General features: G+C 68.2%; 23 protein-coding genes. 8 read left to right on the top strand and 15 right to left on the bottom strand.

Annotation, left to right across the window (positions count from 1 at the left end; genetic code table 11):
* Positions 1-107: 107 nt before the first annotated feature.
* On the top strand, positions 108-878 hold the full coding sequence (locus GVY41_RS18120; RefSeq protein WP_161348417.1) for an isocitrate lyase/PEP mutase family protein: 771 nt from the start codon (positions 108-110) through the stop codon (positions 876-878).
* Between the two features lie 183 nt (positions 879-1061).
* Here the strand turns inward: GVY41_RS18120 and GVY41_RS18115 are convergent, their stop codons facing one another.
* The 5 genes from GVY41_RS18115 to hchA all read right to left on the bottom strand — a co-directional run bounded on the left by GVY41_RS18115 (position 1062) and on the right by hchA (position 7200).
* Positions 1062-2687, bottom strand: coding sequence for a DUF4139 domain-containing protein (locus GVY41_RS18115; protein WP_161348416.1), 1626 nt, complete (start codon positions 2685-2687; stop codon positions 1062-1064).
* A gap of 116 nt (positions 2688-2803) precedes the next feature.
* Positions 2804-3826 carry an aspartate-semialdehyde dehydrogenase gene (locus GVY41_RS18110; protein WP_161348415.1) on the bottom strand — a complete coding sequence of 341 codons (1023 nt, stop codon included), beginning with the start codon at positions 3824-3826 and terminating at the stop codon, positions 2804-2806.
* A gap of 72 nt (positions 3827-3898) precedes the next feature.
* Positions 3899-5029: a capsular polysaccharide export protein, LipB/KpsS family gene (locus GVY41_RS18105; protein ID WP_161348414.1), complete on the bottom strand. Its 1131-nt coding sequence runs from the start codon at positions 5027-5029 to the stop codon at positions 3899-3901.
* A 34-nt stretch (positions 5030-5063) separates the two neighbouring features.
* Entirely contained in the window at positions 5064-6251 is a 1188-nt protein-coding gene (locus GVY41_RS18100) for an MFS transporter (protein WP_161348413.1), read from the bottom strand.
* 85 nt (positions 6252-6336) lie between these two features.
* Positions 6337-7200, bottom strand: coding sequence for a glyoxalase III HchA (gene hchA / locus GVY41_RS18095; RefSeq protein WP_161348412.1), 864 nt, complete (start codon positions 7198-7200; stop codon positions 6337-6339).
* Positions 7201-7464: 264 nt separating this feature from the next.
* On the opposite strand from hchA, the gene GVY41_RS18090 reads away from it, so the two are divergent.
* The 3 genes from GVY41_RS18090 to GVY41_RS18080 all read left to right on the top strand — a co-directional run bounded on the left by GVY41_RS18090 (position 7465) and on the right by GVY41_RS18080 (position 10508).
* Complete coding sequence (locus tag GVY41_RS18090) at positions 7465-8904, top strand: aldehyde dehydrogenase family protein (RefSeq protein WP_161348411.1); 1440 nt, start codon at positions 7465-7467, stop codon at positions 8902-8904.
* A 96-nt stretch (positions 8905-9000) separates the two neighbouring features.
* Positions 9001-9603, top strand: a complete 603-nt coding sequence (locus GVY41_RS18085; RefSeq protein WP_161348410.1) for a hypothetical protein — start codon at positions 9001-9003, stop codon at positions 9601-9603.
* 23 nt (positions 9604-9626) lie between these two features.
* Positions 9627-10508 carry a S8 family serine peptidase gene (locus GVY41_RS18080; protein WP_202456131.1) on the top strand — a complete coding sequence of 294 codons (882 nt, stop codon included), beginning with the start codon at positions 9627-9629 and terminating at the stop codon, positions 10506-10508.
* A gap of 97 nt (positions 10509-10605) precedes the next feature.
* On the opposite strand, the gene GVY41_RS18075 is transcribed toward GVY41_RS18080, so the two are convergent.
* From GVY41_RS18075 to GVY41_RS18050, 6 genes are all read right to left on the bottom strand, one after another.
* On the bottom strand, positions 10606-10983 hold the full coding sequence (locus GVY41_RS18075; RefSeq protein ID WP_161348409.1) for a DUF1622 domain-containing protein: 378 nt from the start codon (positions 10981-10983) through the stop codon (positions 10606-10608).
* Between the two features lie 379 nt (positions 10984-11362).
* Positions 11363-12016, bottom strand: coding sequence for a pseudouridine synthase (locus tag GVY41_RS18070; RefSeq protein ID WP_161348408.1), 654 nt, complete (start codon positions 12014-12016; stop codon positions 11363-11365).
* Positions 12017-12135: 119 nt separating this feature from the next.
* Positions 12136-12762, bottom strand: coding sequence for a LysE family translocator (locus tag GVY41_RS18065; protein ID WP_161348407.1), 627 nt, complete (start codon positions 12760-12762; stop codon positions 12136-12138).
* The gene (locus GVY41_RS18060; RefSeq protein ID WP_161348406.1) at positions 12759-13547 is read right to left on the bottom strand and encodes a GFA family protein; all 789 of its coding nucleotides are present in this window, start codon (positions 13545-13547) and stop codon (positions 12759-12761) included. The genes GVY41_RS18065 and GVY41_RS18060 overlap by 4 nt, the downstream gene beginning before the upstream one ends.
* A gap of 65 nt (positions 13548-13612) precedes the next feature.
* Positions 13613-14065: a GAF domain-containing protein gene (locus tag GVY41_RS18055; protein WP_161348434.1), complete on the bottom strand. Its 453-nt coding sequence runs from the start codon at positions 14063-14065 to the stop codon at positions 13613-13615.
* Between the two features lie 5 nt (positions 14066-14070).
* Positions 14071-15249, bottom strand: coding sequence for an acetyl-CoA C-acyltransferase (locus tag GVY41_RS18050; RefSeq protein WP_161348405.1), 1179 nt, complete (start codon positions 15247-15249; stop codon positions 14071-14073).
* Between the two features lie 84 nt (positions 15250-15333).
* On the opposite strand from GVY41_RS18050, the gene GVY41_RS18045 reads away from it, so the two are divergent.
* From GVY41_RS18045 to GVY41_RS18035, 3 genes are all read left to right on the top strand, one after another.
* Positions 15334-15684, top strand: a complete 351-nt coding sequence (locus GVY41_RS18045; RefSeq protein WP_161348404.1) for an STAS domain-containing protein — start codon at positions 15334-15336, stop codon at positions 15682-15684.
* A complete protein-coding gene (locus tag GVY41_RS18040; protein ID WP_161348403.1) occupies positions 15674-16162 on the top strand; it encodes an ATP-binding protein in 489 nt (162 codons plus the stop codon). Before GVY41_RS18045 ends, GVY41_RS18040 begins: the two co-directional genes overlap by 11 nt.
* A gap of 273 nt (positions 16163-16435) precedes the next feature.
* Entirely contained in the window at positions 16436-18016 is a 1581-nt protein-coding gene (locus GVY41_RS18035; protein WP_161348402.1) for a gamma-glutamyltransferase family protein, read from the top strand.
* On the opposite strand, the gene hspQ is transcribed toward GVY41_RS18035, so the two are convergent.
* The gene (hspQ, locus tag GVY41_RS18030) at positions 18013-18339 is read right to left on the bottom strand and encodes a heat shock protein HspQ (protein WP_161348401.1); all 327 of its coding nucleotides are present in this window, start codon (positions 18337-18339) and stop codon (positions 18013-18015) included. The two genes, GVY41_RS18035 and hspQ, sit on opposite strands and share 4 nt — an antisense overlap.
* Positions 18340-18556: 217 nt before the next feature.
* Here hspQ and GVY41_RS18025 point away from each other — a divergent pair, with 217 nt between their 5' ends.
* Complete coding sequence (locus tag GVY41_RS18025; RefSeq protein WP_161348400.1) at positions 18557-19132, top strand: transglycosylase SLT domain-containing protein; 576 nt, start codon at positions 18557-18559, stop codon at positions 19130-19132.
* 2 nt (positions 19133-19134) lie between these two features.
* Here the strand turns inward: GVY41_RS18025 and GVY41_RS18020 are convergent, their stop codons facing one another.
* The 3 genes from GVY41_RS18020 to GVY41_RS18010 all read right to left on the bottom strand — a co-directional run bounded on the left by GVY41_RS18020 (position 19135) and on the right by GVY41_RS18010 (position 24197).
* Positions 19135-19728 (bottom strand): LolA family protein, encoded by a 594-nt coding sequence (locus GVY41_RS18020; RefSeq protein WP_161348399.1) that lies wholly within the window; start codon positions 19726-19728, stop codon positions 19135-19137.
* 121 nt (positions 19729-19849) lie between these two features.
* A complete protein-coding gene (locus GVY41_RS18015; RefSeq protein ID WP_161348398.1) occupies positions 19850-23005 on the bottom strand; it encodes a DNA translocase FtsK in 3156 nt (1051 codons plus the stop codon).
* Positions 23006-23015: 10 nt separating this feature from the next.
* Positions 23016-24197, bottom strand: a complete 1182-nt coding sequence (locus GVY41_RS18010; RefSeq protein ID WP_161348397.1) for an aminotransferase class I/II-fold pyridoxal phosphate-dependent enzyme — start codon at positions 24195-24197, stop codon at positions 23016-23018.
* Positions 24198-24256: the final 59 nt, after the last annotated feature.

The following is a 24256-nucleotide window of genomic DNA, read 5'->3' as shown; positions in this document are numbered from 1 at the left end:
TGACGGCGGCGGCCCATCGGCGGCCCCGGCACTCAAGGCCAAAAGTATCTGCTGCTTTCACGATCAGGATTGCTAGTCTTGGCCCGGACACCACCCCGGAGGCCGCCATGCCCGACCAGACCGCCCAGTTCACCCGTTTCAAGGCCCTGCATGATGGGCCCGGCGCCTTTGTCATTCCCAACCCCTGGGACGCCGGATCGGCGCGGCTGCTGGCCTCTCTTGGGTTCGAGGCGCTGGCGACCACCAGCGCTGGCTATGCCTTCTCGAAGGGCAAGCGCGATTCCTTCGCGGGCCTTGGCCGGGCCGAGATTCTGGACAATGCCGCCGAGATCGTCGCCGCAACCGACCTCCCGGTTTCCGCCGACCTTGAAGATGGCTTTGGCGCCGCGCCAGAGATCTGTGCCCAGACGATCCGCATGGCCGCCGCGACCGGCCTCGTGGGCGGGTCCATCGAAGATGCGACCGGCGATGCCGAGGCGCCGATCTACGACCTGTCCCATGCGGTCGACAGGATCCGCGCTGCGGCAGAGGCGGCCCGCGGCCTGCCCTTCCTGCTGACCGCGCGGGCGGAAAACTACCTTTGGGGCCGCCCCGATCTGGCCGATACGATCCGGCGCCTGCAAGCCTTCGCCGAGGCGGGGGCGGATGTGCTCTACGCCCCCGGCCTGCCGGACCTCGAGGCGATCCAAACCGTCTGCCGCGAGGTGGACAGGCCGGTGAACGTGCTGATGGGGCTGAAGGGCAAAAGCTATACGGTGGCCGAGCTGTCGGATGCGGGGGCGCGGCGGCACGGCACCTTCGGCTATGCCGCCGAGGCGCTGCCCGATACGGTCGTCAGCGCGCTAATGGCACAGGACAAGCCCGCCGACCGGCAGTGATCCGGTCCGCGGTCGCCGCGCCCCCTCCCGCCGCCACCATCCGACTGGCAGAACGCAGGGCCTGACCGCCCCGCTCTTTTTCTTTGCCTTTTCCAAATATCCTCGGGGGGCGCGGGGGGCAGACGGCCCCCCGGCTTGCAGGCACATGAAAACAGTATTGTTTCCATGTGCTTTCCAGCAGCCCTATTGCAGCTCCAGCTCCTCCGGCCAGGTCAGGCTATGCTCCAGCCGCACCTCACGTTCCGCGCCGGGGGCAAGGTCGAACTCCCAGACCAGAATGCCGCGCTTGCCGTCCGGATCGGTCTCGGTCGCGGGCGGGGTGGCGCGCGAGGTAATCGTCAGATCCTCCTGTTCCGAATAGGGAATCCGGTCGATCAGTCGGATCGGCCAGGCCTCGCCCGTCAGGTTCTCCACGCGAAGCAGCGCCACTTCATCGATGCGCTCGCTGCGCGAAATCACGCCGCGATCCCCGCCGCTGCGCGCAGGAACCTCGCGGGACAGCACGATCCCGTCGATCGGCCCGAAGCCCAGCTCCACCTCATCCCCCGCCGCCACCATCGGCAGATGCGCCTGCCCGACCATCGCACCATCCACGAACAGCGTTGCCGGTCCCGGCAGCAGCGGTTCGGCGCCATCGTTCACGACCTCGGCCTGCAGATAGGCCACCGTCTCCAGCCGCGGCACCGCCACCGCCTGCAGCTCCGGCTCCAGCGTCAGGTCTCCCAGCCGCAGCCGCAGCGCATCGGCGCCGTCGCGCAGGTCCACCGTGCCTGCGTAGCGCCAGGTGACGGTCGCGCCCTGCATTTCCACCTCGGCCTCCTCGACCATCGCCTCGGCCACCGGGGCGGCCATGACCATGTCCATCTCCATCCGCCCGGCTGCCATCGGCATCTCTGGCTGCGGCGGTCCGACCCGCAGCAGTTCCGGCCACAGCTCGCCCGGGGCCGAGCGTTCCGCCGGGCGCGCGGTCGAGAAGGTCAGCTCCACCCCCAGCCAGTCCTCGCCGGTTTGCTGCCGGGCCAGTACCGCGCGCTCGACGGCCAGGATTGGCGCCTCGCCGCGCGTCAGGCGCAGGTCATAGACCGGCTCCCAGCTGGCGCCTTCGGTATGGGTGATGATCTCCAGCTCCGCCGCGCCGCCCTCCGTTTCGAAGGCCAGCGTCAGCGCGGCGCGGTCACCGTCCCCGGCGACCAGCGTGTCCAGCGCGGCGCGGGCCGCGTCCAGCGCCTCGATATCCTCCTCGCGTGCCCGCTCGGCCGCCAGTGCCTCCTGCTCGGCGCGGTGCGCGGCGGTGAAGGCGGCCAGTGCCTCCTCGCCCACCATTTGCGCCAGCGCCCGCAGCCGGGCCGGGTCGGGCGCGGGGCCCTCGTCGCCGCTGCCGATGCCGCGCAGGAAGGCCAACTGCTCACCCGCTGCATCCGCGCGCAGGCGGATCGCGGCGATCCCGGCGTCGCGGTTGCGCACCACCTCCTCCAGCCGCTCCACCTCGGCCTCGGCGGCCAGCACGGCGGCGGTCTTCTCGGGCTCCACCGGGGCCAGCCGCCCCTGCGCGAGGCTCACGGCCCCGATCTTCAGCGCCGGCGCGATAACCCGCAGGCTGGAGGCATCCGTCTCCAGCGGCAGGTTCGGCACCATCAGTTCATGCTGCCCGGCGGGCGCGTCGATCCGCAGCTCGCGCGTCACCGTCGCTCCCCAGGGGTAAAGCGTGACGCGCGCCACCTGCGCCTCGGCGGTGAAGGTCTCGGCCACGGCGGGGGCGCCCAGCATCAGCAGGGCCAGCATCAGGGGGGCAGGGGGCAACAGGCGCATCGACGATCCTCCCGAGTCGAACGCGCTCAGGCTCTGCCCCAGCCCCCCAAATGGCAAGGGGCGCCCGAAGGCGCCCCGATCCGTCAGCGAAATTTCACCGGGCCGTTGCCCGAACGTCAGCCCTTCTTCAGGCAACGCTTGCCCAGCACTTCCGCGATCTGCACCGCGTTCAGCGCCGCGCCCTTGCGCAGGTTGTCCGACACGACCCAGATGTTCAGACCATTGTCCACCGTCGGGTCCTGCCGGATCCGGCTGACATAGGTGGCGTAATCGCCCACGCATTCGACCGGGGTGATGTAGCCCCCGTCCTCGCGCTTGTCGATCACCAGCACGCCCGGCGCCTCGCGCAGGATGTCGGTGGCTTCCTGCCAGTCCAGCGGCTCGTCGAATTCGATGTTGATCGCTTCCGAATGGCCCACGAACACCGGCACGCGCACGCAGGTCGCGGTGACCTTGATGCGCTTGTCGAGGATCTTCTTGGTCTCGGCGACCATCTTCCATTCTTCCTTGGTCGAGCCATCGTCCAGGAAGACGTCGATATGCGGGATCACGTTGAAGGCGATCTGCTTGGTGAACTTGCTGGGCGCCACTTCCTGACCCGGCACATACATGCCCTTGGTCTGGTCCCACAGCTCGTCGATGCCTTCCTTGCCGGCGCCCGACACGGATTGATAGGTCGCCACCACCACGCGCTTGATCCGCGCCCGGTCATGCAGCGGCTTCAGCGCCACCACCATCTGCGCGGTCGAGCAGTTGGGGTTGGCGATGATCATCTTGGCCTTGTAGCCATCGACGGCCTCGGCATTCACCTCGGGCACCACCAGCGGAACCTGGGGGTCGTAGCGGTAGAGCGAGGAGTTGTCGATCACCACGCAGCCCGCCGCGGCGGCGCGCGGTGCATAGATCTTCGTCGCGTCCGACCCGATGGCGAACAGCGCGATATCCCAGCCGGTGAAGTCGAAGGTATCCAGGTCCTTGGTCTTCAGGGTCTTGTCGCCAAAGCTGATTTCAGTGCCCAGCGACTTGCGGCTGGCAAGCGCGACGATCTCGTCCACGGGGAATTCCCGTTCGGCGAGGATGTTCAGCATTTCGCGGCCCACGTTCCCCGTGGCACCGGCAACAACGACCTTGTAGCCCATGAGGGACCTCCATGCATAAAGGACGCGGTCCCTTAGCCGATGGGACGGGCCGGGGGAAGCGGAATCGCGTTTTCAGGGCTTGGGAGCAGAGGCCAGAACCTTGCGCACGGCCGCAGGGTCAAGCTGCCAGTCGCCCTCCGGCGTTTCGGTCACGCGCAGGTAATACTCCCGGTCCAGCCAGCTTATGAACCCTGCGCGAAAACCGGCATCGAAGGCCAGCGTTTCGGCATTGGCGAAGGCGGTGGCGAGGCTATCGGCACTGCCCGCCACCGTCACCAGCCCCGGCTGCGCCCAGAAGACGCGGCCCGTGGCGATTACCGGCTTGTCATGGAAGAACGCCTGCAGGCCCATCGAGGAGTTGATCGTCACCACCCCCCGGCTCGCCGCCACCTGCGCGAAGCTGTCGGTGGCATTGTCGGTCACGATCCGCCCGCCAGAGGCGTCTGTGGCTGCCGCGATCTGCGGGGCGAGCGACACGCGTGCCGAAGGATGCTCCTTGACCCGCAGGTGCCAGCCTTCCGGCAGCCCGCGCGCCGCCTCGCCCAGCGCCGCAATGAACCCGTCAAGGCTGCCGGCCCAGCCGGCGAACAGCCGCATCTGGCTGTCATCGGGCACCTGCAGCGGCACGAACAGGAAGGGTGCATCGCCAAGGCTGTCGGCCCCAGCCTGCCCCACATCGGCCCGGCGCGAGGCGCGGGCCACCAGCCCGGCGCCTGCTTCGCGCCAGCCCTCGCCGCTGCGCGACGGCTCGCCCGCCGCCCAATCGTCATAGAACGCCCGCCCCTGCGGCACGCTGCTTTCGGCATTCACCCCAAGCGGGTCGAGCGTGATCCGCCCCGGCAGCGGCGCCAGTTCCACGAACAGCCGCCGCGCGCCCGCGTCCAAGGCGCCCTGCATGAAGGCGCGGCGCGATCCGGTCAGCCCGTTCCAGCACATCGCCACATGCCCCGGATGCCGCGCGAAATAGCGCCGCGCCCAGTTGTATTGCGCCGCAATCAGCGCCGCCTTCAGCGCCCGGCCAAGCCGCCCCTTCGGCTGCCGCTTGGCCCGCGCCATCGCCTCGGCAGCCCGCGCCCGCGTTTCCGGAAACCCGCGCAGTGACAGGCCGATGAATGCCAAACGGCGCCCGCCGCCCGCCGCCTCGGCAATCGAGGCGAAGGCCGAATTCTGGCGCCGCGACCATTCGCGGGGATAGACGATCATGGCTTGCGCTCCGGGGCAGGGGGCCTGCCCCTGTCTAGCCCCGGCTGTCGCGGCTGAAAAGGTAAAGGCCCAATCCAATGACCAGCGGAACGAGGAAATACAGGAACAGGATGCCATAAGCCCCCGCCACATCCGCGCCATCCCCGCCCGCCGCCTCGAACACCCGGCCGCTGGCGAACTGCATGAGGCCCGCCCCGCCGATGCCGAACATGTTGATGAAGGTCACGCCGCGCCCCACCAGATGCGGCGGAAAGAACGCCCGCGCATGGGACATGATCGCGGGGAAGGAGGCCCCGAAGAGGCCAAGCCCCGCCAGCAGCGCCGCCGCCGTCCACAGCCCCGCATCGGGCGCCAGCCACAGCACCGCAAGGCACAGGGCCCCCAGCACGTTGCCCCCGAACACCGGCCATTTCTTGCTGCGGAAGATCCGGTCCACTGGCCCATAGGCGAAGTTCCCCGCCACCATCGCCAGCGCCATCCCCAGCGTGACGGTGCCGATGGTGCCTGCATCCGCGCCGAACACCTGCCCCAGATAGGGCCCCGCCCACAGCCCGCGCACCGACGCGGCCGGCGCATAGGCCACCGCCATCAGGATCATGATCGCCCACATCCCCGGCAGCCGCAGCAGGTCCAGCACCGAGCCTTCCGACTTGCCGCCCGCCGCCGTCGCCCGCGGCGGATCCTGCACCAGCCGCCAGATCGCGCCCGCCACCAGCAGCGTCACCGCCGTCAGGCCCCACAGCGTCTCGCGCCAGCCCGCCAGCTCCACCAGCGCCGCCAAGGGCGCCGCGCCGGCGATGTTGCCCAGCGAGCCCACGCCGATGATCGCGCCGGCCAGCGTGCCGAAGATCGCCGGCGGAAACATCCGCGCGAAGATGTAGTAGGAGGCCATCAGCACCGGCGCGCAGCCGATCCCGATCAGCACCATCGCCAGGTGCAGCGCCATCGGCCCCTGCGCCAGCGCGAAGACCGCCGCCCCGCCGCCGCCGCCAAAGGCCAGCAGCGCCGCTGCCGTGCGCCGCGGCCCGATCCGGTCCAGCGCCCAGCCAACGGGCATCTGCATCACCGCAAAGGCCAGGAACCACAGCCCCGACGAGATCGCCAGATCCTCGGGCCGCACGCCGATTTCCGCATCCAGCACCGGGGCCAGCACCGCCAGAAACGCGCGGTAGAACTGGCTGAGCACATAGCCCGCGACCAAAAACCCAAGACCTGCGCGCATGATGCCCTCCTCCCAGAAGATCGGGGCAAGGTGCCGCGCGGGGGCGGCAAGGGCAAGGGTGGGAAATGTATGGGGTACGCGCGGCTTACATCGCCTTCACGGCCGCCAGCAGCTCCGTCGCCGCCAGCTTGCCCAGCGCATTGCTGGCCAGCGGGCTGTCGCCGGTCAGCAGCCTTCCATCCTTGCAGGTCGCGCCGCTGATAAGCTTGTTGGTGATGGTGAAGCCCTGCGCCGTCAGATGCTCGCCGAACTTCCAGGTCAGCTTGCCGGGCATGTAGCCGATCTTCGGCGTATGCGCGTCGACCCGGTCGGCAAAGGCGCAGATCTTCCTGCCGCGGAACGGGTTGTCCTTGCCCAGCGCCAGAAACGCCGCGGGCCCGTGGCACAGCGAGATCACGAAGCGGTTGTGGCTCGCCGCCCATTGCAGAACCGCCTTCACGTTCGGGTCTTCCGGCAGCCCCATCAGCGCGCCATGCCCGCCGGGAATGAACACGCCGATATAGTCGCTGTCCGGCCCCAGCGAGGTTGCCACCACATCGGCCAGTGTCCGCGGCTGGTCGAACTTGCCCAGCCAGCTCTGGTAGAAGCCCTGCACCGCCGCATCCTCGGTCGGCATCGCCCAATGCTCGAACTCCACCGCCGCGCCCGACACGGTGGCGATGTCGAATCCGAAACCGGCCTTGGCCAGGTGATACATCGGCAGCAGGGTTTCCACCGGATGGTTCCCGGTCGAGAACCAGGTGCCATTGGCCATCTTCAGGTATTTCTGGTCCGACCCGATCACCAGGATCTTCCAGCGCCCGCCCGCATAGGGCGCCGGGTAGTCGGCCCCTTTCAGGTTGGTCTTCTTCTGGGTGAACAGCCGCAGCGACAGCGGCGAAGGCTCGAACGCATTGGCCCGCTCGGGGTCGGGCGTGGGCTGCGAGCTTTTCATCATCGGAACCGACATTCTGGATTTCTCCGTCTTCTTGTGGCGTTACGCCCAGCCTAGCAAAACCCCGCCACTTTGGGAAACGGCGGGCTGCCCTCGTGGATATGGGCTGGCGTTGCCAAAGCGCGGTGATAGGCTCTGCGCCGGAGGAGACCAAGCCCTGGCCCAAAGCCCGTCTGTGCATCGGCGCAGGGGGGCCTGTGTGACAACCGCCACGGGAACGGTCTGACAGGGGCAAGGTGAAGCGCTAGCCTGCCCAGGATTGCAGAGGATGGACTTGCGATGATCGAGAAACGCGACTTCTACATCAACGGCCGCTGGGTCGCCCCGGCCGCCCCGAATGATTGCGACGTGATCGACCCCTCCACCGAGGAGGTCTGCGCCGTAATCTCGCTGGGCTCGGAAGCCGATACCGACGCCGCCGTTGCCGCCGCCAAGGCCGCACTGCCAGGCTGGGCCACCACCGCCCCGGCGGGGCGGCTGGCCTATGTCGAGAAGATCCTCGAGATCTACAAGCGCCGGCAGGCCGAAATGGGCGCTGCGATCAGCCTCGAAATGGGCGCGCCGATCGACATGGCGGTGGACGATCAGGCCGAAGCCGGCGCCTGGCACATCCAGAACTTCATCACCGCCTTCAAGGATTTCGAATTCCTGCGCCCGCTGGGTCCCCAAGCCCCGCAAACCCGCATCGCGCTGGAGCCCGTGGGCGTGGTCGGGCTTATCACGCCCTGGAACTGGCCGATGAACCAGGTCACGCTGAAGGCGATCCCGGCGCTGCTGGCCGGCTGCACCATGGTGCTCAAGCCCTCCGAAGTCTCGCCGCTGTCGTCGCTCCTGTTCGCCGAGATCGTCCACGAGGCCGGCGTGCCCCCCGGCGTCTTCAACCTGGTGAACGGCGATGGCCTCGGCGTCGGTACCCGCCTGTCCACCCACCCGGATGTGGAGATGATCTCGTTCACCGGATCCACCCGCGCCGGCATCGCCATCACCAAGGCCGCTGCCGACACCGTCAAGCGCGTCTGCCTCGAGCTGGGGGGCAAGGGCGCCAACCTGATCTTTGCCGATGCCGATGACAACGCGGTGCGCCGCGGCGCGCGGCATTGCTTCAACAACTCCGGCCAGTCCTGCAACGCCCCCACGCGGATGCTGGTCGAACGCCCGCTCTACGACCGCGCCGTGGACATCGCCCGTGAGGTCGCCGAGACCACCCGCGTCGCGCCCGCGAAGGAAACCGGCGCCCATATCGGCCCGGTCGTCTCGGCCGCGCAGTATGAGAAGATCCAGGGTCTGATCGCCAAGGGCATCGAGGAAGGCGCGCGCCTTGTCGCCGGCGGGCTCGGCCGTCCCGATGGCCTGAACCGCGGCTATTTCGTGCGCCCGACGGTGTTCGCCGACGTGGTCCCCGGCATGACCATCGAGAAGGAAGAGATCTTCGGCCCGGTGCTGTCGATCATCCCCTTCGACACCGAGGAAGAGGCGCTCGCCATCGCCAATGACACGATCTACGGCCTGACCAACTATGTGCAAAGCGCCGATGGCGCGCGGCGCAACCGCCTCGCCCGCCAGCTGAAATCCGGCATGGTCGAGATGAACGGCCAGTCCCGCGGCGCCGGCGCGCCCTTCGGCGGCGTCAAGGCCAGCGGCCGTGCCCGCGAGGGCGGGCATTGGGGCATCGAGGAATTCCTCGACGTGAAGGCGATCTCGGGCTGGGACGGCAAATAACCGGACCTCTGGTCAGACGCCTGAAAGAGTGACATGACATGAAAGGCGCGCCCCCGCGGGTGCGCCTTTTTCTCATTGTGCCGCAAAGCCATTTCCATGACGACCGCCCGCGCCTTGCGCCCAAGATCCGTCCTGCGGGGCGCCCTCGCGGCGGTGCTCTTGGCTGGCCCCCTTGCCGCCGACCCGGCCCCCTTCCCCGAACGCAACCGCAAGACCTTCCTGATCGGCATCCGCGAAGGCTCGCAGCTCTCGGCCGATGTGCGCAGCGTCCGCGCCGGCGGGTATGAGCTGGCCGATGGCACCCCCATTGACTTCGACCGCTGGTACTCCACCGACTGGACCGACCTCGGCGTCACCTTCCTGACCCAGGTGACCCCCGGCCTCGGCGTCCTCTGGGGCGCCAGCACCGGCGAGCGGGGCGAGAAATACCGCATCGACCCGGCCCTGACCCTCGGCGTGATCCTGCAGCGGCGCATCGGCAAACGCGCATTTGCCACCTTGACGGCGCAGACGATTCTGGGCGGAAATCTGCGCGAAGACACCTGCATGGCCGATTACGGCGCCATCGGCGGGGTGCAGGAGGTCAATTGCCGCCTTGCCGCAAGCACGCTCGCACCTGCAGAGACACTTGACTATTTGTTAGATGCCCCCGCCTATGATCGCCATTATCTGAAACTGGTTTTCACCTGGGAATTCTGAGACCCATTTTTCCGGAGAGTATGATGTTTTCCGCCAGATCCCTTTTCCTCGCCGCGCTGCTGTTTGCCGCCGGCCCGCTTCATGCCCAGACCTTCCAGGACTGGATGAGCCCAGAGGTCGCCGACGCCTGGGATGACGGCTATACCGGCCAGGGCGTGTCGATCACCATCATCGACGATTTCAACAGCAAAGACCGCTTCATCGGCGATCTGGGCCTTGGCAACCAGTATCAGACCCACGGCCAGTGGACCTTCCAGCAGGCCGGGATGATCGCACCCGATGCGAAGATGTTCTCCAAGGATTACAATTCGCGCGGTGCCGTCCGGCTGCAGCGCAAGGGCCTGAACGTGCTGAACCTCAGCTACGGCATCTATGCCCCCGCCTCGCGCGACCCCGATGACATCCGCTGGGGCCTGCAGGAACGCTCGATCATCAGCTATGCAGAGCTTGGCAAGGCGGTCGTGGTCAAGGCCGCGGGCAATGACGCCGTCGCTGTCGGCGCCTCTGTGGGCGGATCCGTCGATGCGCTCAACGTCGCGCTGATCGGGGCAGATTCGGTGCTGTTCGTCGGTGCGCTCGACAGCAATGGCACCACCGCCGATCCGGCCTCTCTGGCCTCCTATTCCAACTATGCCGGCAGCAACACCGATGTGCAGGAGCATTTCCTGGTGGTCGGGGTCGATGGCGACATGACCGGGCTTTACGGCACTTCCTTCGCCGCGCCGATCGTCACCGGCTATTCCGCGATCCTGGGCAGCAAGTTCAAGACCGCGACCCCGGTGGACATCACCAACCGCCTGCTGGACACCGCGCGCACCGACACGATCAGCGGCTATGACGTGGCGATCCACGGTCAGGGCGAGGCAAGCCTCACCCGGGCGCTGGCGCCGAACTCGATCAACTGACGAAAAGAGGGGGGCGCTGCCCCCCGTCTCCTGCGGAGACTCCCCCCGGGATATTTTTGCCAGCAAGAAACGGCAAGGCGCAGCGCGGGGGGCGGGATCAGTCCTGCCGCCCGCGTTCCGCCTCGCGCCGCTCCTGCTTCTGCCAGGGCCAGCGCCCGTCGATTTCCACCTCCAGCGACAGGCTGAGGAAGGTGCGGATCGCCACGATCCCGCCCAGCACGGCCAGGCTGCGCAAGGACGGCTCCACCGCCACCGTGTTCACGATGTCGGCGGCCACCAGAAACTCCAGCCCCAGCAGGATCGACCGCCCCAGCCGCGCCCGATACAGGCGGAACCGCTCCTCGGGGTCCTGATCGCCGGGCCCGGTCAGGTAGCCGATGGTCCCGGCCGCCAGCCCGGCAAGGATGACCAGCACCCCCGCCACCTCGATGCCGCGGGTGATCCAGTGCAGGGTCTCGGCCAGAAGGCTGTCCATGGCGGGGCTCCTTTGGGGCGGAAGGCTAGGGCCTGTCTAGCAGGGGCGGGGGAGGGGGTGGGTCGAAATCGTTTGGGGGGAATCGGGACTGTCTTGGTCTGACGGCCCGATCAACGGCGAAGGTATCGCCAAGATTGCCGTCGCCCCGCTTTCCTTGGCGAAGGCCATCGCCTTCGCCAGGCGGCGGAGTGTCCTCCTGCACCGGACGGGCCCCAAAGGGCCCGGCCAGCGCCCGCCCCGCCCTTGGCGGGCGCTGTCCTCATTCGGTCTTTCGCTGCCAGCGGCTCCGGGCGATAGCTCCCGCACGGGCGGGACGAGGCAGTGCCTCGCCTTTTCCCGCCCGGACTGACCGGGGGATCGGCCCAGGGGGGGAGCCACCTCAGAACGGACAGCTCGCCGAATAGGTCTGCATCACCCCGGTCTGCGGATGCCGGAACCGCAGCGAATCCGCGTGCAGCATCAGCCGGTCGAACTCCCGCCCCGGCCCCTCGGCATAAAGCTGGTCGCCCAGGATCGGATGCCCCAGAGCCATCATATGCACCCGCAGCTGGTGGGTGCGCCCGGTCTGCGGGAACAGCCGCACCCGCGTGGTGCCATCCGCCGCCAGCCGGATCACCCGCCAGTCGGTGACGGCAGGCTTGCCCGTCTCATGGTTCACATGCTGGCGCGGGCGGTTCGGCCAGTCGACGATCAGCGGCAGATCGACCCGGCCCTTTTCCGGCGTCAGATGCCCCCAAAGCCGGGCCAGATACACCTTGCGTGTCTGTCGCCCCTCGAATTGCTGACCCAGCGATTTCTGCGCTGCCGCGCTCAGCGCGAAGACCATCACGCCCGAGGTGTCCAGATCCAGCCGATGCACCAGCAGCGCTTCGGGGAAGGCCGCCAGCACGCGGGTCTGAAGGCTGTCGGCAAGCGCCTCGCCGCGCCCCGGGACCGACAGCAGCCCCGCGGGCTTGTCCAGCACCAGCACATCGGCGTCGCGGTGGACGATCCGCAGCGGGGTCTCGGGGGGGGAATAGACGAAATCACTCATGCGCCGCCCCATGCGCCCGTGGCTGCGGCGGCGTCAAGCCTGTTCGGGCAGATGTGCAAAATCATGCGCATGAAAACCGCATGGAATACATATGGTTTCTGCATCGCGGATTGGCGGGCTCAGTCGGCCACCAGCCGCAGCGCCAGCCCGCCGAACACCAGTGCCGCGATCTTGTTCATCGCGCCCATCTTGCGCGACAGCGACCGCCCCGCCACCCCCGCCAGGGCGCCATATCCCATGGTCACGAGCGTCCCGGTCACCGTGAAGATCGCGCCCAGAATCGCCACCTGCTGCCAGACCGGGCCATAGGCGGGGTCGGTGAATTGCGGCAGGAAGGCCAGCACGAACAGGATCGGCTTGGGGTTCAAGGCATTGGTCAGAAAGCCTTTTGCCACGGCACGCCACGGGTTCGCCGCGCCGCGCCCCGGCTCTGCCATCGGCCCCGAATGCCAGCTTTTCCACGCCAGCCACAGCAGGTAGGCCGCCCCCACCCAGCGGATCGCGTCCAGCGCCCCCGGATGCGCCGCGATCAGCGCCGACAACCCCAGCACCGCCAGCGTCACATGCCACAGCCCGCCGAACCCGACCCCCAGCCCCGCCATCACCCCCGCCCGCGGCCCGCCTTGCAGCCCGCTTGCCGTCGCAAACAAGACATCCGGCCCTGGCGCCAGATTGAGCACCAAGCCGCCCAGGGTGAAGGCCAGAAGACTCTCGGCGGGGAAGGCTTGCAGCACGTTCCAGATCATGCGCAGCCCCCTGTCTGAGGCAAACCGTCCGTCAACTCGTAGTAGAGGCCCTTCTGCGCAACACATAGATGCTGTGTCAAACGCCCCCCGGTCGGGCCATCCACCGCGCCGGCTTCGACATGCGAACGACCGTCAGGATCGCGGTGATAGAGGCTCGACCCGCAGACCCGGCAGAACCCGCGGGTGGCGCCCTGGTGCCCGGCGCGGTCCGGGGCGAACTCCGCCACCGTGGCGCGCCCGTGCCAGTGCACGGCCTCCACGGCAAAACTCGCACCGTAGTGGCCCGAGGACTTGCGGCAGCCGGTGCAATGGCAAGCGGTGATCTCGCCTGCCGGGCCGGGCACCGAAAACCCGGTCTCGCCGCACAGGCAACTGCAATCCAGCCGCGCCGGGGCAGCACCCACACGGGGCGCCCGCCCCGACGGGGTGTAGTAGTCCCCGGCACTGTCCTCGAAGATCTGGCCCTGCACCCGCAACGGAGCCGGGTCATCCAGCGCGCCCGGCGCAAATCGCACCTGCCCCTCGCCCCCCAGCCAGAACAGTGACGACCCGCAATCGGCACAGAACCCCCGCCGCACCCCGGGCGACGACCGATACCAGGCCAGCGCGCCGGGGCGGTAGAGGTCCAGCCCCTGATCGGCCACCGCGCCGCTGGCGAAGGCATGGCCCGAGGATTTGCGGCACCAGTGGCAATGGCAGATCACCACATCGCGCAGCGGCCCGCGCAGGGCAAACCCGACCGAGCCGCAGAGGCACGACCCGCCGATACCCATACGTTGACCCATCGCTGCCCTCCTGACATCTGGCCGCAAGCCGGCACGGCGCCCCGGCGGCGGCAACCGGCCCGCAATCAGTGCGCGCCCGCGAAAGTCTCGGCGAGGATCGCCGCCAGCGCCTTGGCATCGGCCTCGTCAAAGGCCGCAGGCGTGTTGCTGTCGAGGTCGAGCACGCCCAGAAGCGCGCCCGCCCCGTTCCAGACCGGCAGCACCAGTTCCGACCGGGTCGAGGCGGCGCAGGCGATATGGCCTGGGAACGCCTCCACATCCGGCACGATCTGCGCCTGCCCCGTTCGCGCCGCTGCGCCGCAGACGCCGCGGTCAAACGGGATCACCAGGCAGCCATGCCCACCCTGATAGGGACCGATCTTCAGCAGCCCGGGCGCGGTCACGCGGTAGAAGCCGGTCCAGTCCGACTGCGGATGTGCCGAGTGGATCTCGCAGGCAACGGTCGCCATCAGCGCGACGGTATCGGTCTCGCCATGGCAGAGCGCGCGCAGTGTCCCAGCAAGGGCGGGGTAGTCCATCGCGCTCATGGCAGCTCCAGCGCAATCGCCGTGCCCTCGCCGCCGCCGATGCAGATGGCGGCGATGCCGCGCTTGAGCCCCCGGGTTTCCAGCGCGTTGAGCAGCGTGACCATGATCCGCGCGCCGGAGGCGCCAATGGGATGGCCAAGCGCGCAGGCGCCGCCGTTGACGTTCACCCGGTCATGCGCCACGCCCATTTCGGCCATGAAGGCCATCGGCACCACGGCAAAGGCCTCGTTCACCTCCCACAGGTCCACATCGTCGACGGCCCACCCCAGCCGCTCCAGCAGCTTGCGCGCGGCCGGCACCGGGGCTGTGGGGAAATCGGCAGGGGCCTGCGCATGGCTGGCATGGCCGAGGATGCGCGCCCGCACCCGCAGCCCATGCTCTGCCGCCGCTGCGCCGGATGCCAGCACCAGCGCCGCCGCGCCGTCGGAGATGGAGGAGGAGTTTGCCGCCGTCACCGTGCCGTCCTTGCGGAAGGCGGGCTTCAGCGTCGGGATCTTTTCGGGCCGCGCCGCGGCGGGCTGCTCGTCGGCGGTGATCGTCATCTCGCCGCTGCGGGTGGTCATCGTCACCGGCGCAATTTCATTGATGAAGGCGCCGGAGCCCTGCGCCGCCAGCGCCCGGGTCAGCGAGGCGGTCGCATACTCATCCTGCGCCGCGCGGGTGAACTGGAAGGCGGTGGCGCAATCCTCGGCGAAGGTGCCCATGAGCCTGCCCTTGTCATAGGCATCCTCGAGCCCGTCGAGGAACATGTGGTCGATCACCTGCCCATGCCCCAGTCGGGCGCCGCCGCGCATCTTGGGCAGCAGGTAGGGGGCATTCGTCATGCTCTCCATGCCGCCCGCGACCATCACTGCGGTATGGCCAAGCGCGATCTGGTCGCAGGCGATCATCGCCGCCTTCATGCCCGATCCGCACATCTTGTTCAGCGTTGTCGCCGGCACGTCCTCGGGCAGCCCGGCCCGGAACCCTGCCTGCCGCGCCGGGGCCTGCCCTTGGCCCGCGGGCAGCACGCAGCCCATCAGCAGCTCTTCCACCAGGCCTGCGTCCGCCGCCGCATCCTTCAGCGCCGCCGCAATCGCCGCGCCGCCAAGCGTCGCCGCCTCCACCCCGGCGAACACGCCCTGAAACCCGCCCATCGGCGTGCGCGCCGCCCCGACGATCACCACATCTTGCATGTCAGTCCTCCGCTCCCGGCTTGCTACGCGATGGTAAGGATTGGCGTCTAGCCTGCAAGCCGCAAAGCCATGGGGAGAGCAGGCATGAACCTATACGCAGAGGCGCGGGCAGGCGCGCTGCATGTGCAGGTCGGCGAGGACCGGATCGACGCTGCCGTGGCGATCCGCTTCAAGGACAAGATGCGCGAGATTGCGCTGCAACCGTCCGACCGGGTGGTGCTGGACCTGTCGCGCGTCACCTTCGTCGACAGTTCGGGGCTTGGCGCCATCGTGGCGGTGATGAAGGCGCTCGCCCCCGCCCGGCGGCTGGAGCTTGCGGGGCTGACGCCGAATGTCGCCAAGGTGTTCCGGCTGACGCGGATGGACAGCGTGTTCACCATCCATCCGGCGCCGGAAGCCGCGGCAGAGGCTGCGGCAGTCCGGCATGGCGGCTGATCCGGCCGCGGGCGGGCCGCAGCGCAGGGCGGCGGCCCGGCATCCGCCCCTGCCCGGCCCCGATGCCGATCTCAATCTTGTGTTGGAGGCGGATCCCCTCTCGGTTCGCCATGTGCTGCGGGTGATGCAGACCCGGCTGGCGGCGGAGCTGTCCACGTCTGCGGCGGGCAGCCTCGAGATCGTCCTGGCCGAGATCCTCAACAACATCGTCAAACACGCCTATCGGGGCGAGGGGGGGCGAATCGATCTGGCCATCGCCTCCGGCCCCGGCGCGCTGCTGTGCCGTGTCAGCGATCAGGGCCGCGCGATGCCGGGCGGCGTGTTGCCCGATCCGGCGCGCATGCCGCCCGGCCTTGCCATTGAAGATCTGCCAGAGGGCGGCTTTGGCTGGCGCATGGTGCGCGACCTTGCGCAGGACCTGCACTATCGGCGCCATCGCGGCAGCAACATCCTGCGCTTTCGCATGGCGCTGGACTGACCGCCGCCGCGGTGGCGAGACTGCGGCACTTTCCCCCGAAGGCTGCAATCAACGCCGCGCACTGGCGGGCATTGGCAATCAATCAGAAACGATGCCGCAAAGATTCCGCAATCACTCCCAAGACCTGCCGAAATCTGGCGCCATCCATAGCCTCGTAGCTGCACAAGGCTTCCCTCGGCGCTGCGGTCAACAGCCCCCACCCAGTTCGCGGCGCCGAGGACTTTCCTTCCCCCCATCCCCGGCCTAGGCTGGCCGGCAAGCCGGAGGGACAGGATGCGCGATTTCCACAAACCCGGGCGCTCGCCCGTCTACGCGATGAACGGCATGTGCGCGACCTCGCACCCGCTGGCCGCGAAAACCGCAATCGACATTCTGGAACGCGGCGGCAATGCCGCCGATGCCGCGCTGGCCGCGGCCATGGTGCTGAACGTCGCCGAGCCGCAGATGACCGGGCTGGCGGGCGATTGTTTTGTGTTGCTGAAACCGGCGGGGGAAGACCGCATCGTGGCGCTGAACGGGTCGGGCCGCGCGCCCGCCGCGCTGTCGGCCGAGGCGATCCGTGCGGCGGGCCATGCCACGGTGCCGACCGCGGGTATATTGCCGGTGACGATCCCCGGCGCCGTCGATGCCTTCTGCCGGCTGAACGCCGATTGGGGCCGGATGGCGCTGGCGGACGTGCTGGCCCCCGGCATCCGCTATGCCGAAGAGGGCATCCCCGTCGGCCCGCGCACCGCCCTTGACTGGGCCGGGGATGTGGATTGGCTCAGCGGTGCCGCGCGGGATTTCTACCTGCTGGACAGGCAGGCTCCGAAGCCGGGGCAGATATTCCGCGCCCCCGGGCAGGCCGAAGTGCTGCGCCGCATTGCCCGCGAGGGCCGCGCGGGCTTCTATGAGGGCGAGGTGGCCGAGGATCTGGTCGCCTCGCTGCAGGCGCTTGGCGGCGTGCATACCGCCGAGGATTTCGCCACCACCGCCTGCGCCTATACCGAGCCGGTGTCGGGCGCGTTCCGCGGACATGAGCTGGTGGAGCATCCGCCGAACGGGCAAGGCGCGACCGCTATCCTGATGCTGAACATGCTGAAGCATTTCGACATGGACGGCCTCGACCCGATGGGCGCCCCCCGCGCGCATATCGAGGCAGAGGTGGCCAAGCTCGCCTATGACGCCCGCAACCGCTTCATCGCCGACCCGAACCACACGTCGCGCCTGGCCCATATGCTCGCGCCCGAAACCGCCGCGAAGCTGGCGGCGCTGGTCGATCCGGCGCGCGCCCTGCCCGCCGCTGCGCCGATCACCGAGGCCGTCCACCGCGACACCGTCTATGTCACCGTGGTGGACCGCGACCGCATGGCGGTGTCGCTGATCTATTCGGTGTTCTGGGGCTTCGGCGCCGGCATTGCTTCCAGCAAGTTCGGCCTGATCTTCCAGAACCGCGGCGCCGGCTTCACGCTGCAGCCGGGCCACCCGAACGAGGCGGGCGGGGGCAAGCGGCCGATGCACACCATCATCCCCGGGATGCTGAAACGGGATGGAAGGGTGATCATGCCGTTCGGGGTGATGGGCGGGCAGTTCCAGCCCTCGGGCCATGTGCGCTTCGTCACCAACCAGCTGGTCTACGGGATGGACCCGCAAGAGGCGATCGACGCGCCCCGCTGCTTCCCCGATGCCGGCCTGCTGAAGATCGAGCGCGGCTATGCGCCGGAAGTGCGGGCCGACCTGGAGGCGATGGGCCACCGCCTGCTGATCCCCGAGGAACCGCTTGGCGGCGCGCAGGCGATCCTGATCGACCCGGACAGCGGGCTGCTGACCGGCGCGTCGGACCCGCGCAAGGACGGATGCGCGCTCGGCTACTAGTTCAGCTGGAAGTGCAGCGGGTAGCGGCCATCCTCGAAATCGCCGAAGAGGTCCGGCAGGTCGGGATGGTCCACCGGCTCACCCGTGTCATCGGGCACCAGATTCTGTTCCGACACATAAGCCACGTAATAGCTTTGGTCGTTCTCGGCCAGAAGGTGATAGAATGGCTGGTCGCGCGAGGGGCGGCTTTCCTCGGGGATCGCGTCATACCAGTCCTCGGTATTCGAGAACATGGCGTCCACGTCAAAGACCACCCCCCGGAACGGATGCTTCCGGTGGCGCAGGATCTGCCCGAGATGATACTTCGCCTGAGTCTTAAACATACCAAGCCCCCGATGCTCCCCATACTCCGCCCAGCCGGGGAATGTCCACTCCCCCGGCCGGATTCCGCTGCGGCTGTGGGGAAACAGTCTGTCGCCCCGCGGCGCATGCCGGCCGGAATGCGGCGGAGTTTCGCGCAAGCGGCGCTCCGCAGCTTTGTGATTTCCCTGCGCGGCGTTTTCCCGTAAAATCACGACAAAACAAGAATGCGAGGGGCAAATGAGCAGACTTCTTCGCGTGTCGGTCTTCGTGTTGGTCGCGTCGTGCGGAGGGGGAAACTATTCCGCCCCGCGCAATCTGGATGATGCCTGTGCCATCGTCAGCCAACGTCCCGAGTATCTGCGCGCCATGCAGCAAACCGAACGCCGCTGGGGCGTACCCGTCGCCGTGCAGATGGCGACGATCTATCAGGAATCCAGCTTCATAGGCGATGCGCGAACCCCGTTCCGCTATGCCTTGGGCGTGATCCCGATGGGACGGCAATCCTCGGCCTATGGCTACAGCCAGGCCCTCGACGGCACCTGGGAAGAGTATCAAAGCGATACCGGCAACCGCCGCGCGCAGCGCAACCGGATCGCCGACGCCACCGATTTCATGGGCTGGTACATGCACAAGTCGGCCGAGGGTCTGGGCATCCCGAAATGGGACGCGCAGAACCAGTATCTTGCCTATCATGAGGGGCGGTCGGGCTATGCCAGCGGCAGCCACCGGCAGAAGGGCTGGCTGTTGAACGTGGCGGCCGAGGTCGGGCAGCGGGCCGTGACCTACGACACCCAGCTGCGCGCCTGCCGGTAAGGTCAGTCGCGCCGGCCCATCTCGCTGTCGATCGAGAAGGTCGAGGGCGGGAACTCGCCCGGCTGCAGCGCGCCAAGGCGCACCAGCGTCTGCCCGCCGGTTTCATCGGTCACCACCCATTGCCGCAGCTGCAGCGGCGCGGGTGAGAAGTAGAGGGTTATCGTGCCGATCTCGGGATGCTCGGGGTCCTGCGCGGTGACCGTGGTCATGCCTTGCGTTTCGCCATGCCCCACCACCATCTGCGCGCGGGTCAGATCGACATTGCGCGCCAGGATCAGGTTCAGCGGCGTGCGGCTCAGCGGATACTGCTCGGGCGGCAGGTTCGACTTCGCGTCGAAGATCGCCACCTGCCCGCCGCTGGCCAGCACCAGCGTGTCATCGCCGGCATATTCGAACCGCATCCGCCCCGGCCGATGGATCAGCAGCCGCCCGGCAGAGCTGGAGCCATCGGCGTTCTGCTGGGTGAACTCCGTCGACGCGCTGGTGATGCTGTTGAGATAGCGGGAAATCTCGGCCAGGGACACCGGCGCCGCCAAGGATGGCAGGGCCAGCGCGAGCCAGAGGGCGGGGGCAAGGAGGATGCGGAGCGTTTTCATGATCCCAATCTAGCCGCTTCCCCCGCCGCTTGCATCCCCCCGCCGATCACATCACAGCCATCGGCAGGGCAGGGGGGTATCACCGCCCAGAGATCACCGGCTCGAGATCACCGGCTCGAGATCACTGTTCCGGAACCAGAATCTCGCGCTTGCCGACATGGTTGGCGGGGCTGACCAGCTGCTGCTCTTCCATCTGCTCCACAAGCCGCGCGGCCTTGTTATAGCCGATGCCCAGCTTGCGCTGGATGTAGGAGGTGGAAACCTTGCGATCCTTCAGCACCACCGCCACCGCCTGATCGTAAAGAGCATCCTCGCCCTCGCCGCCGCCAAGACCAAGGACGGCGTCGATATCCCCTTCCTTGTCCTCATCCGGCCCCTCGACCACGCCCGACATGTATTCCGGCGGGCCGTAGGATTTCAGATGCGTCACGATCTCCTCGACCTCTTCATCCGAGACGAAGGGCCCGTGGATGCGGGTGATGCGGCTGCCGCCGGCCATGTAGAGCATGTCGCCCATCCCCAGCAGCTGCTCGGCCCCTTGCTCGCCCAGGATGGTGCGGCTGTCGATCTTCGAGGTGACCTGGAAGGAAATCCGCGTCGGGAAGTTCGCCTTGATCGTGCCGGTGATCACATCGACCGAGGGGCGCTGCGTCGCCATGATCAGGTGGATGCCCGACGCCCGCGCCATTTGTGCAAGGCGCTGGATGCAGGCCTCGATTTCCTTGCCGGCGACCATCATCAGGTCGGCCATCTCGTCCACGACCACCACGATATAGGGGATGGTCTTGGGCTGGAACTCGTCGGTCTCGAAGATCGGATCGCCGGTCTCCTCGTCGAACCCGGTCTGCACGGTGCGCTTGAACATCTCGCCCCGGTCCAGCGCCTCGCGGACGCGGCCGTTATAGCCCTCGATGTTGCGCACGCCCATCTTCGACATCTTGCGATAGCGCTCTTCCATCTCGCCCACGACCCATTTCAGGGCGACGACCGCCTTCTTGGGATCGGTGACGACGGGGGACAGCAGGTGCGGAATGCCGTCATAGACCGACAGCTCCAGCATCTTGGGGTCGATCATGATCAGCCGGCATTCTTCCGGCGACAGCTTGTACAGAAGCGACAGGATCATGGTGTTGATGGCCACCGACTTGCCCGACCCGGTGGTCCCGGCGATCAGCAGGTGGGGCATCTTGGCCAGGTTCGCCACGATCGGCTCGCCCGAGATGTCCTTGCCCAGAGCCAGCGGCAGCCGCATGTTCGAATCGCCAAAATCGCGCGCGGACAGGATCTCGCGCAGCACCACCTTCTCGCGGAAGCTGTTGGGCAATTCGATCCCGATCACAGTGCGCCCCGGCACGGTGGACACACGGGCCGACAGCGCGGACATGGATCGGGCGATGTCATCGGCCAGGCCGATCACCCGACTGGCCTTCAGCCCCGGCGCCGGTTCCAGCTCATACATGGTGACAACCGGGCCGGGGCGGACGCTGACGATCTCGCCCTTCACCCCGTAATCGTCGAGCACGTTTTCCAGCATCCGCGCGTTCTCTTCCAGCGCTTCATCGGCCAGAGAATGCCGCTGGATGGAGGCGGGGTTGGTCAGCAGCGACAGCGGCGGTGCCTCGTAAGCCACCGGGGCCGGCTCCTCGAACCGCAGGCGCGGCTGTGCCTCGGCCTTCGCCTGGCGCGAGGGGGCGACGGATTTCTTGGGCAGGTGATGCAGCACCACCTTGCGCGGCTCGGCGGCCGGCGGCGGGGTCCAGGCGGCCTCGGCCTCGTCGTCATAGATTTCGGCAAAGGCGTTGCGGTCGAAGTCCTCGTCGTCCTCAAAGCGGCCATGGGCGAGGGCCGGGTCGATCCGGTCCAGCTCATCGAGGCTCGAGTCATACATTTCCGACGGCACCGAGTCATGCAGCGGGGCCGGGGCAGAGGGGGTAACGCGCGCGGCGGGCCGCGCGGTCAGCGGCGGCTCCACCGGGCGCAGGGCGGGGGCCGAAGGCTGCGCCTGCATCCGCACATGCGGCATGAAACGCGGCTCGGCCTTCAGCGTCGGCGCCTCGATGGGCTCCGGCATCCTGGCGCGGGTCGCGGCGAACAGCGGGCCGGCGGCGGCCGCTGCCTGGCGCACGGCAGCCATGGCGCCGGTGGTCACCGGCGGCTCTGCCCGGCGCGGTTGCGCCTGCTGCACGGGCTGCGGCTGCTGCGCGGGATAGCGCTGGTCAGCCACGATCTGCCGGGTCTTCACCGCATCGGCAATCCGCGCGCGGATGCGATCCTCGGTCGGCGCCTCGGCGTTCCAGGCGCCGCGGGCCACCCGCTGCTCCACCAGTTCGGGCTCGGGGTCCGGCTCCACTGCGCGGCGGATCATCGCGGGCATCCGGGCCAGCAGTCCCTGCTTCTGCGGGGCAGGAGTCCAAGCCACCGGTTCTTCCTCAATCAACTCGTGGTCTTCCTCGGGCACTTCCACATAGCGCGGATCGGCGCGCATCACCCGGCGCGCGGCCTGCGGCGCGGGCACGGCCCGCTCGGCCTCGGCCCAGGCAGCGGCCTCTGCCGCACGATCCCGGGCCAGCGCCCGCCGCTCGCGCGCCTTTTCGGCTGCCACTTGCGCGGCGCGCACCGAAGCCTCGGCCCCGCGCCCGGCCAGCATCAGGATCCGCGTGTAGACCAGCACCGACCCGATCAGCAGGAAGCGCAGGATCGCCTTGGTCTCCGCCCGGTCGAACCCGGTCACGAAGCCGCCGACGACCAGCACCCCAGCCCCCACCAGCAGCGAGATCAGCTTCAGCCCGAAGGTCGCCTTCACCGGCGCCACCCCGATCAGCGCCCCCAGAATCGTATCGCCAAACAACCCGCCCAGGCCAAAGCTGTGCGTCCACAGCGGCCCGGGCATCAGGGTCGAGGCATAGACAGACATCAGCGCCACGCCGATCGGCACGAAGATCACCCGCCCCAAGGCGCGCTCCTCGCCGCGATGCATGATGAAGCGCAGGCCCCAGGCCATGAAGGCAATCGCGATGCCCCAGGCCCCGTGTCCGGCGATCACATAGAGCGGCGAGGCGATGGCGGCCCCGAACCGGCCCAGCAGGTTCATCGCGGGTTCATCGGTGGCGGCCAGGAAGCTGGGATCGTCGGGCGAGTAGCTGGCCAGCATCATCGCCGTCAGCACGCCAAGCACCACCAGCGCCGCGCCCAGCAGTTCCTTGCCGCGCCGTTCCAGCGCCGCCTGCATGTTCTGGTCCAGAAGCGGATCGCGCTGCCTTGCCTGATAAGACGCCATCTTCTTCACCTCACCCGTACAGGCAGTCACGAAGCTGGATCAGCCCGCGCTGCATTTCTTGTTTTGGGGCCACCATCGCCACCCGCACATACCCCTTGCCCGGATTGTGCCCGTCTGCCTCGCGCGCAAGATACGCGCCGGGCAGCACGCGCACGCCGGTCTCGGTCCACAATTTCAGCGCCGCCGCCTCGCCGTCGTCAACCGGCAGCCACAGGAAAAACCCGCCTTCAGGCGCTTTGTAGCCCTGCATCCCGGCAAAGACCGCATCGGCCGCCGCATATTTCTCGGCATAAAGCGCGCGGTTCTGCGTCACATGCGCCTCGTCGTTCCAGGCCCGCTCGCTGACCGCTTGCAGCGGCAGCGGCACCGGCGCGCCCTGATAGCTGCGCAGCTGCATCACCCGCGCCATCGACTTCGGGCCACCGGCGACAAAGCCCGACCGCGCGCCGGGCAGGTTCGACCGTTTGGACAGCGAGTTGAAGGCCATCACCCGCTCCGGGTCCGCCCCGGTCGCCGCGGCCACTTCCAGCGCGCCGACGGGGGCCTGCCCCTGCCAGATCTCGGAATAGCACTCATCGGCAAAGACGGTGAAATCATGCTTCTCGGCCAGCGCCAACAGCCGCGCCAGATAGTCGCGCGGCGCGACCACCCCCTGCGGATTGGCGGGCGAGCAGAGATAGGCGACCGTCACCCGGTTCAGCAGATCGGGCGGCAGGCCCTCGTAATCGGGCAGAAACCCGGTCTCGGCCGTCGCCGGCACGAAGATCGGGTCCGCCTCGGACGCGACCGCGGCCACGGCATAGACCTGGTAGAACGGGTTCGGCATCAGCACCGCCGGCCGCTGGCCGTTCTTGCGCTCGGGGCTGACGGCGAGGCAGGCGTTGAACAGCGCCTCGCGGGTGCCGTTGACGTTGCACACCTGCGTCATCGGATCGACGGTCACGCCATAGCGACGCCCGATCCAGCCGGCGATGGCCGCACGCAGCCCCGGCGTGCCCTCATTCGGCGGATATTTCGCAAAACCCGCCAGATTCGCGGCCAACACCTCACCCACCCAGTCCGGGAAGGGATGCTGCGGCTCGCCGATGGTCATGGCAATGGGCTCACCGCCCGCGGGGTGATGATCGAGCAATGACCGCAGGCGCGGAAATGCGTATTCCGGCAGGTTCGAAAACCGCTCGGGAAATGCCATGGCTGCCTCTCTCGTCGGGGTCATGTCGCCCCGTATGGTCAAAGTGTAGCCAATCGCTG

Source organism: Frigidibacter albus, from assembly GCF_009908165.1.
GTDB classification, from domain to species: Bacteria; Pseudomonadota; Alphaproteobacteria; order Rhodobacterales; family Rhodobacteraceae; genus Frigidibacter; species Frigidibacter albus.
This window is presented reverse-complemented; position numbering and strand designations above follow the sequence as displayed.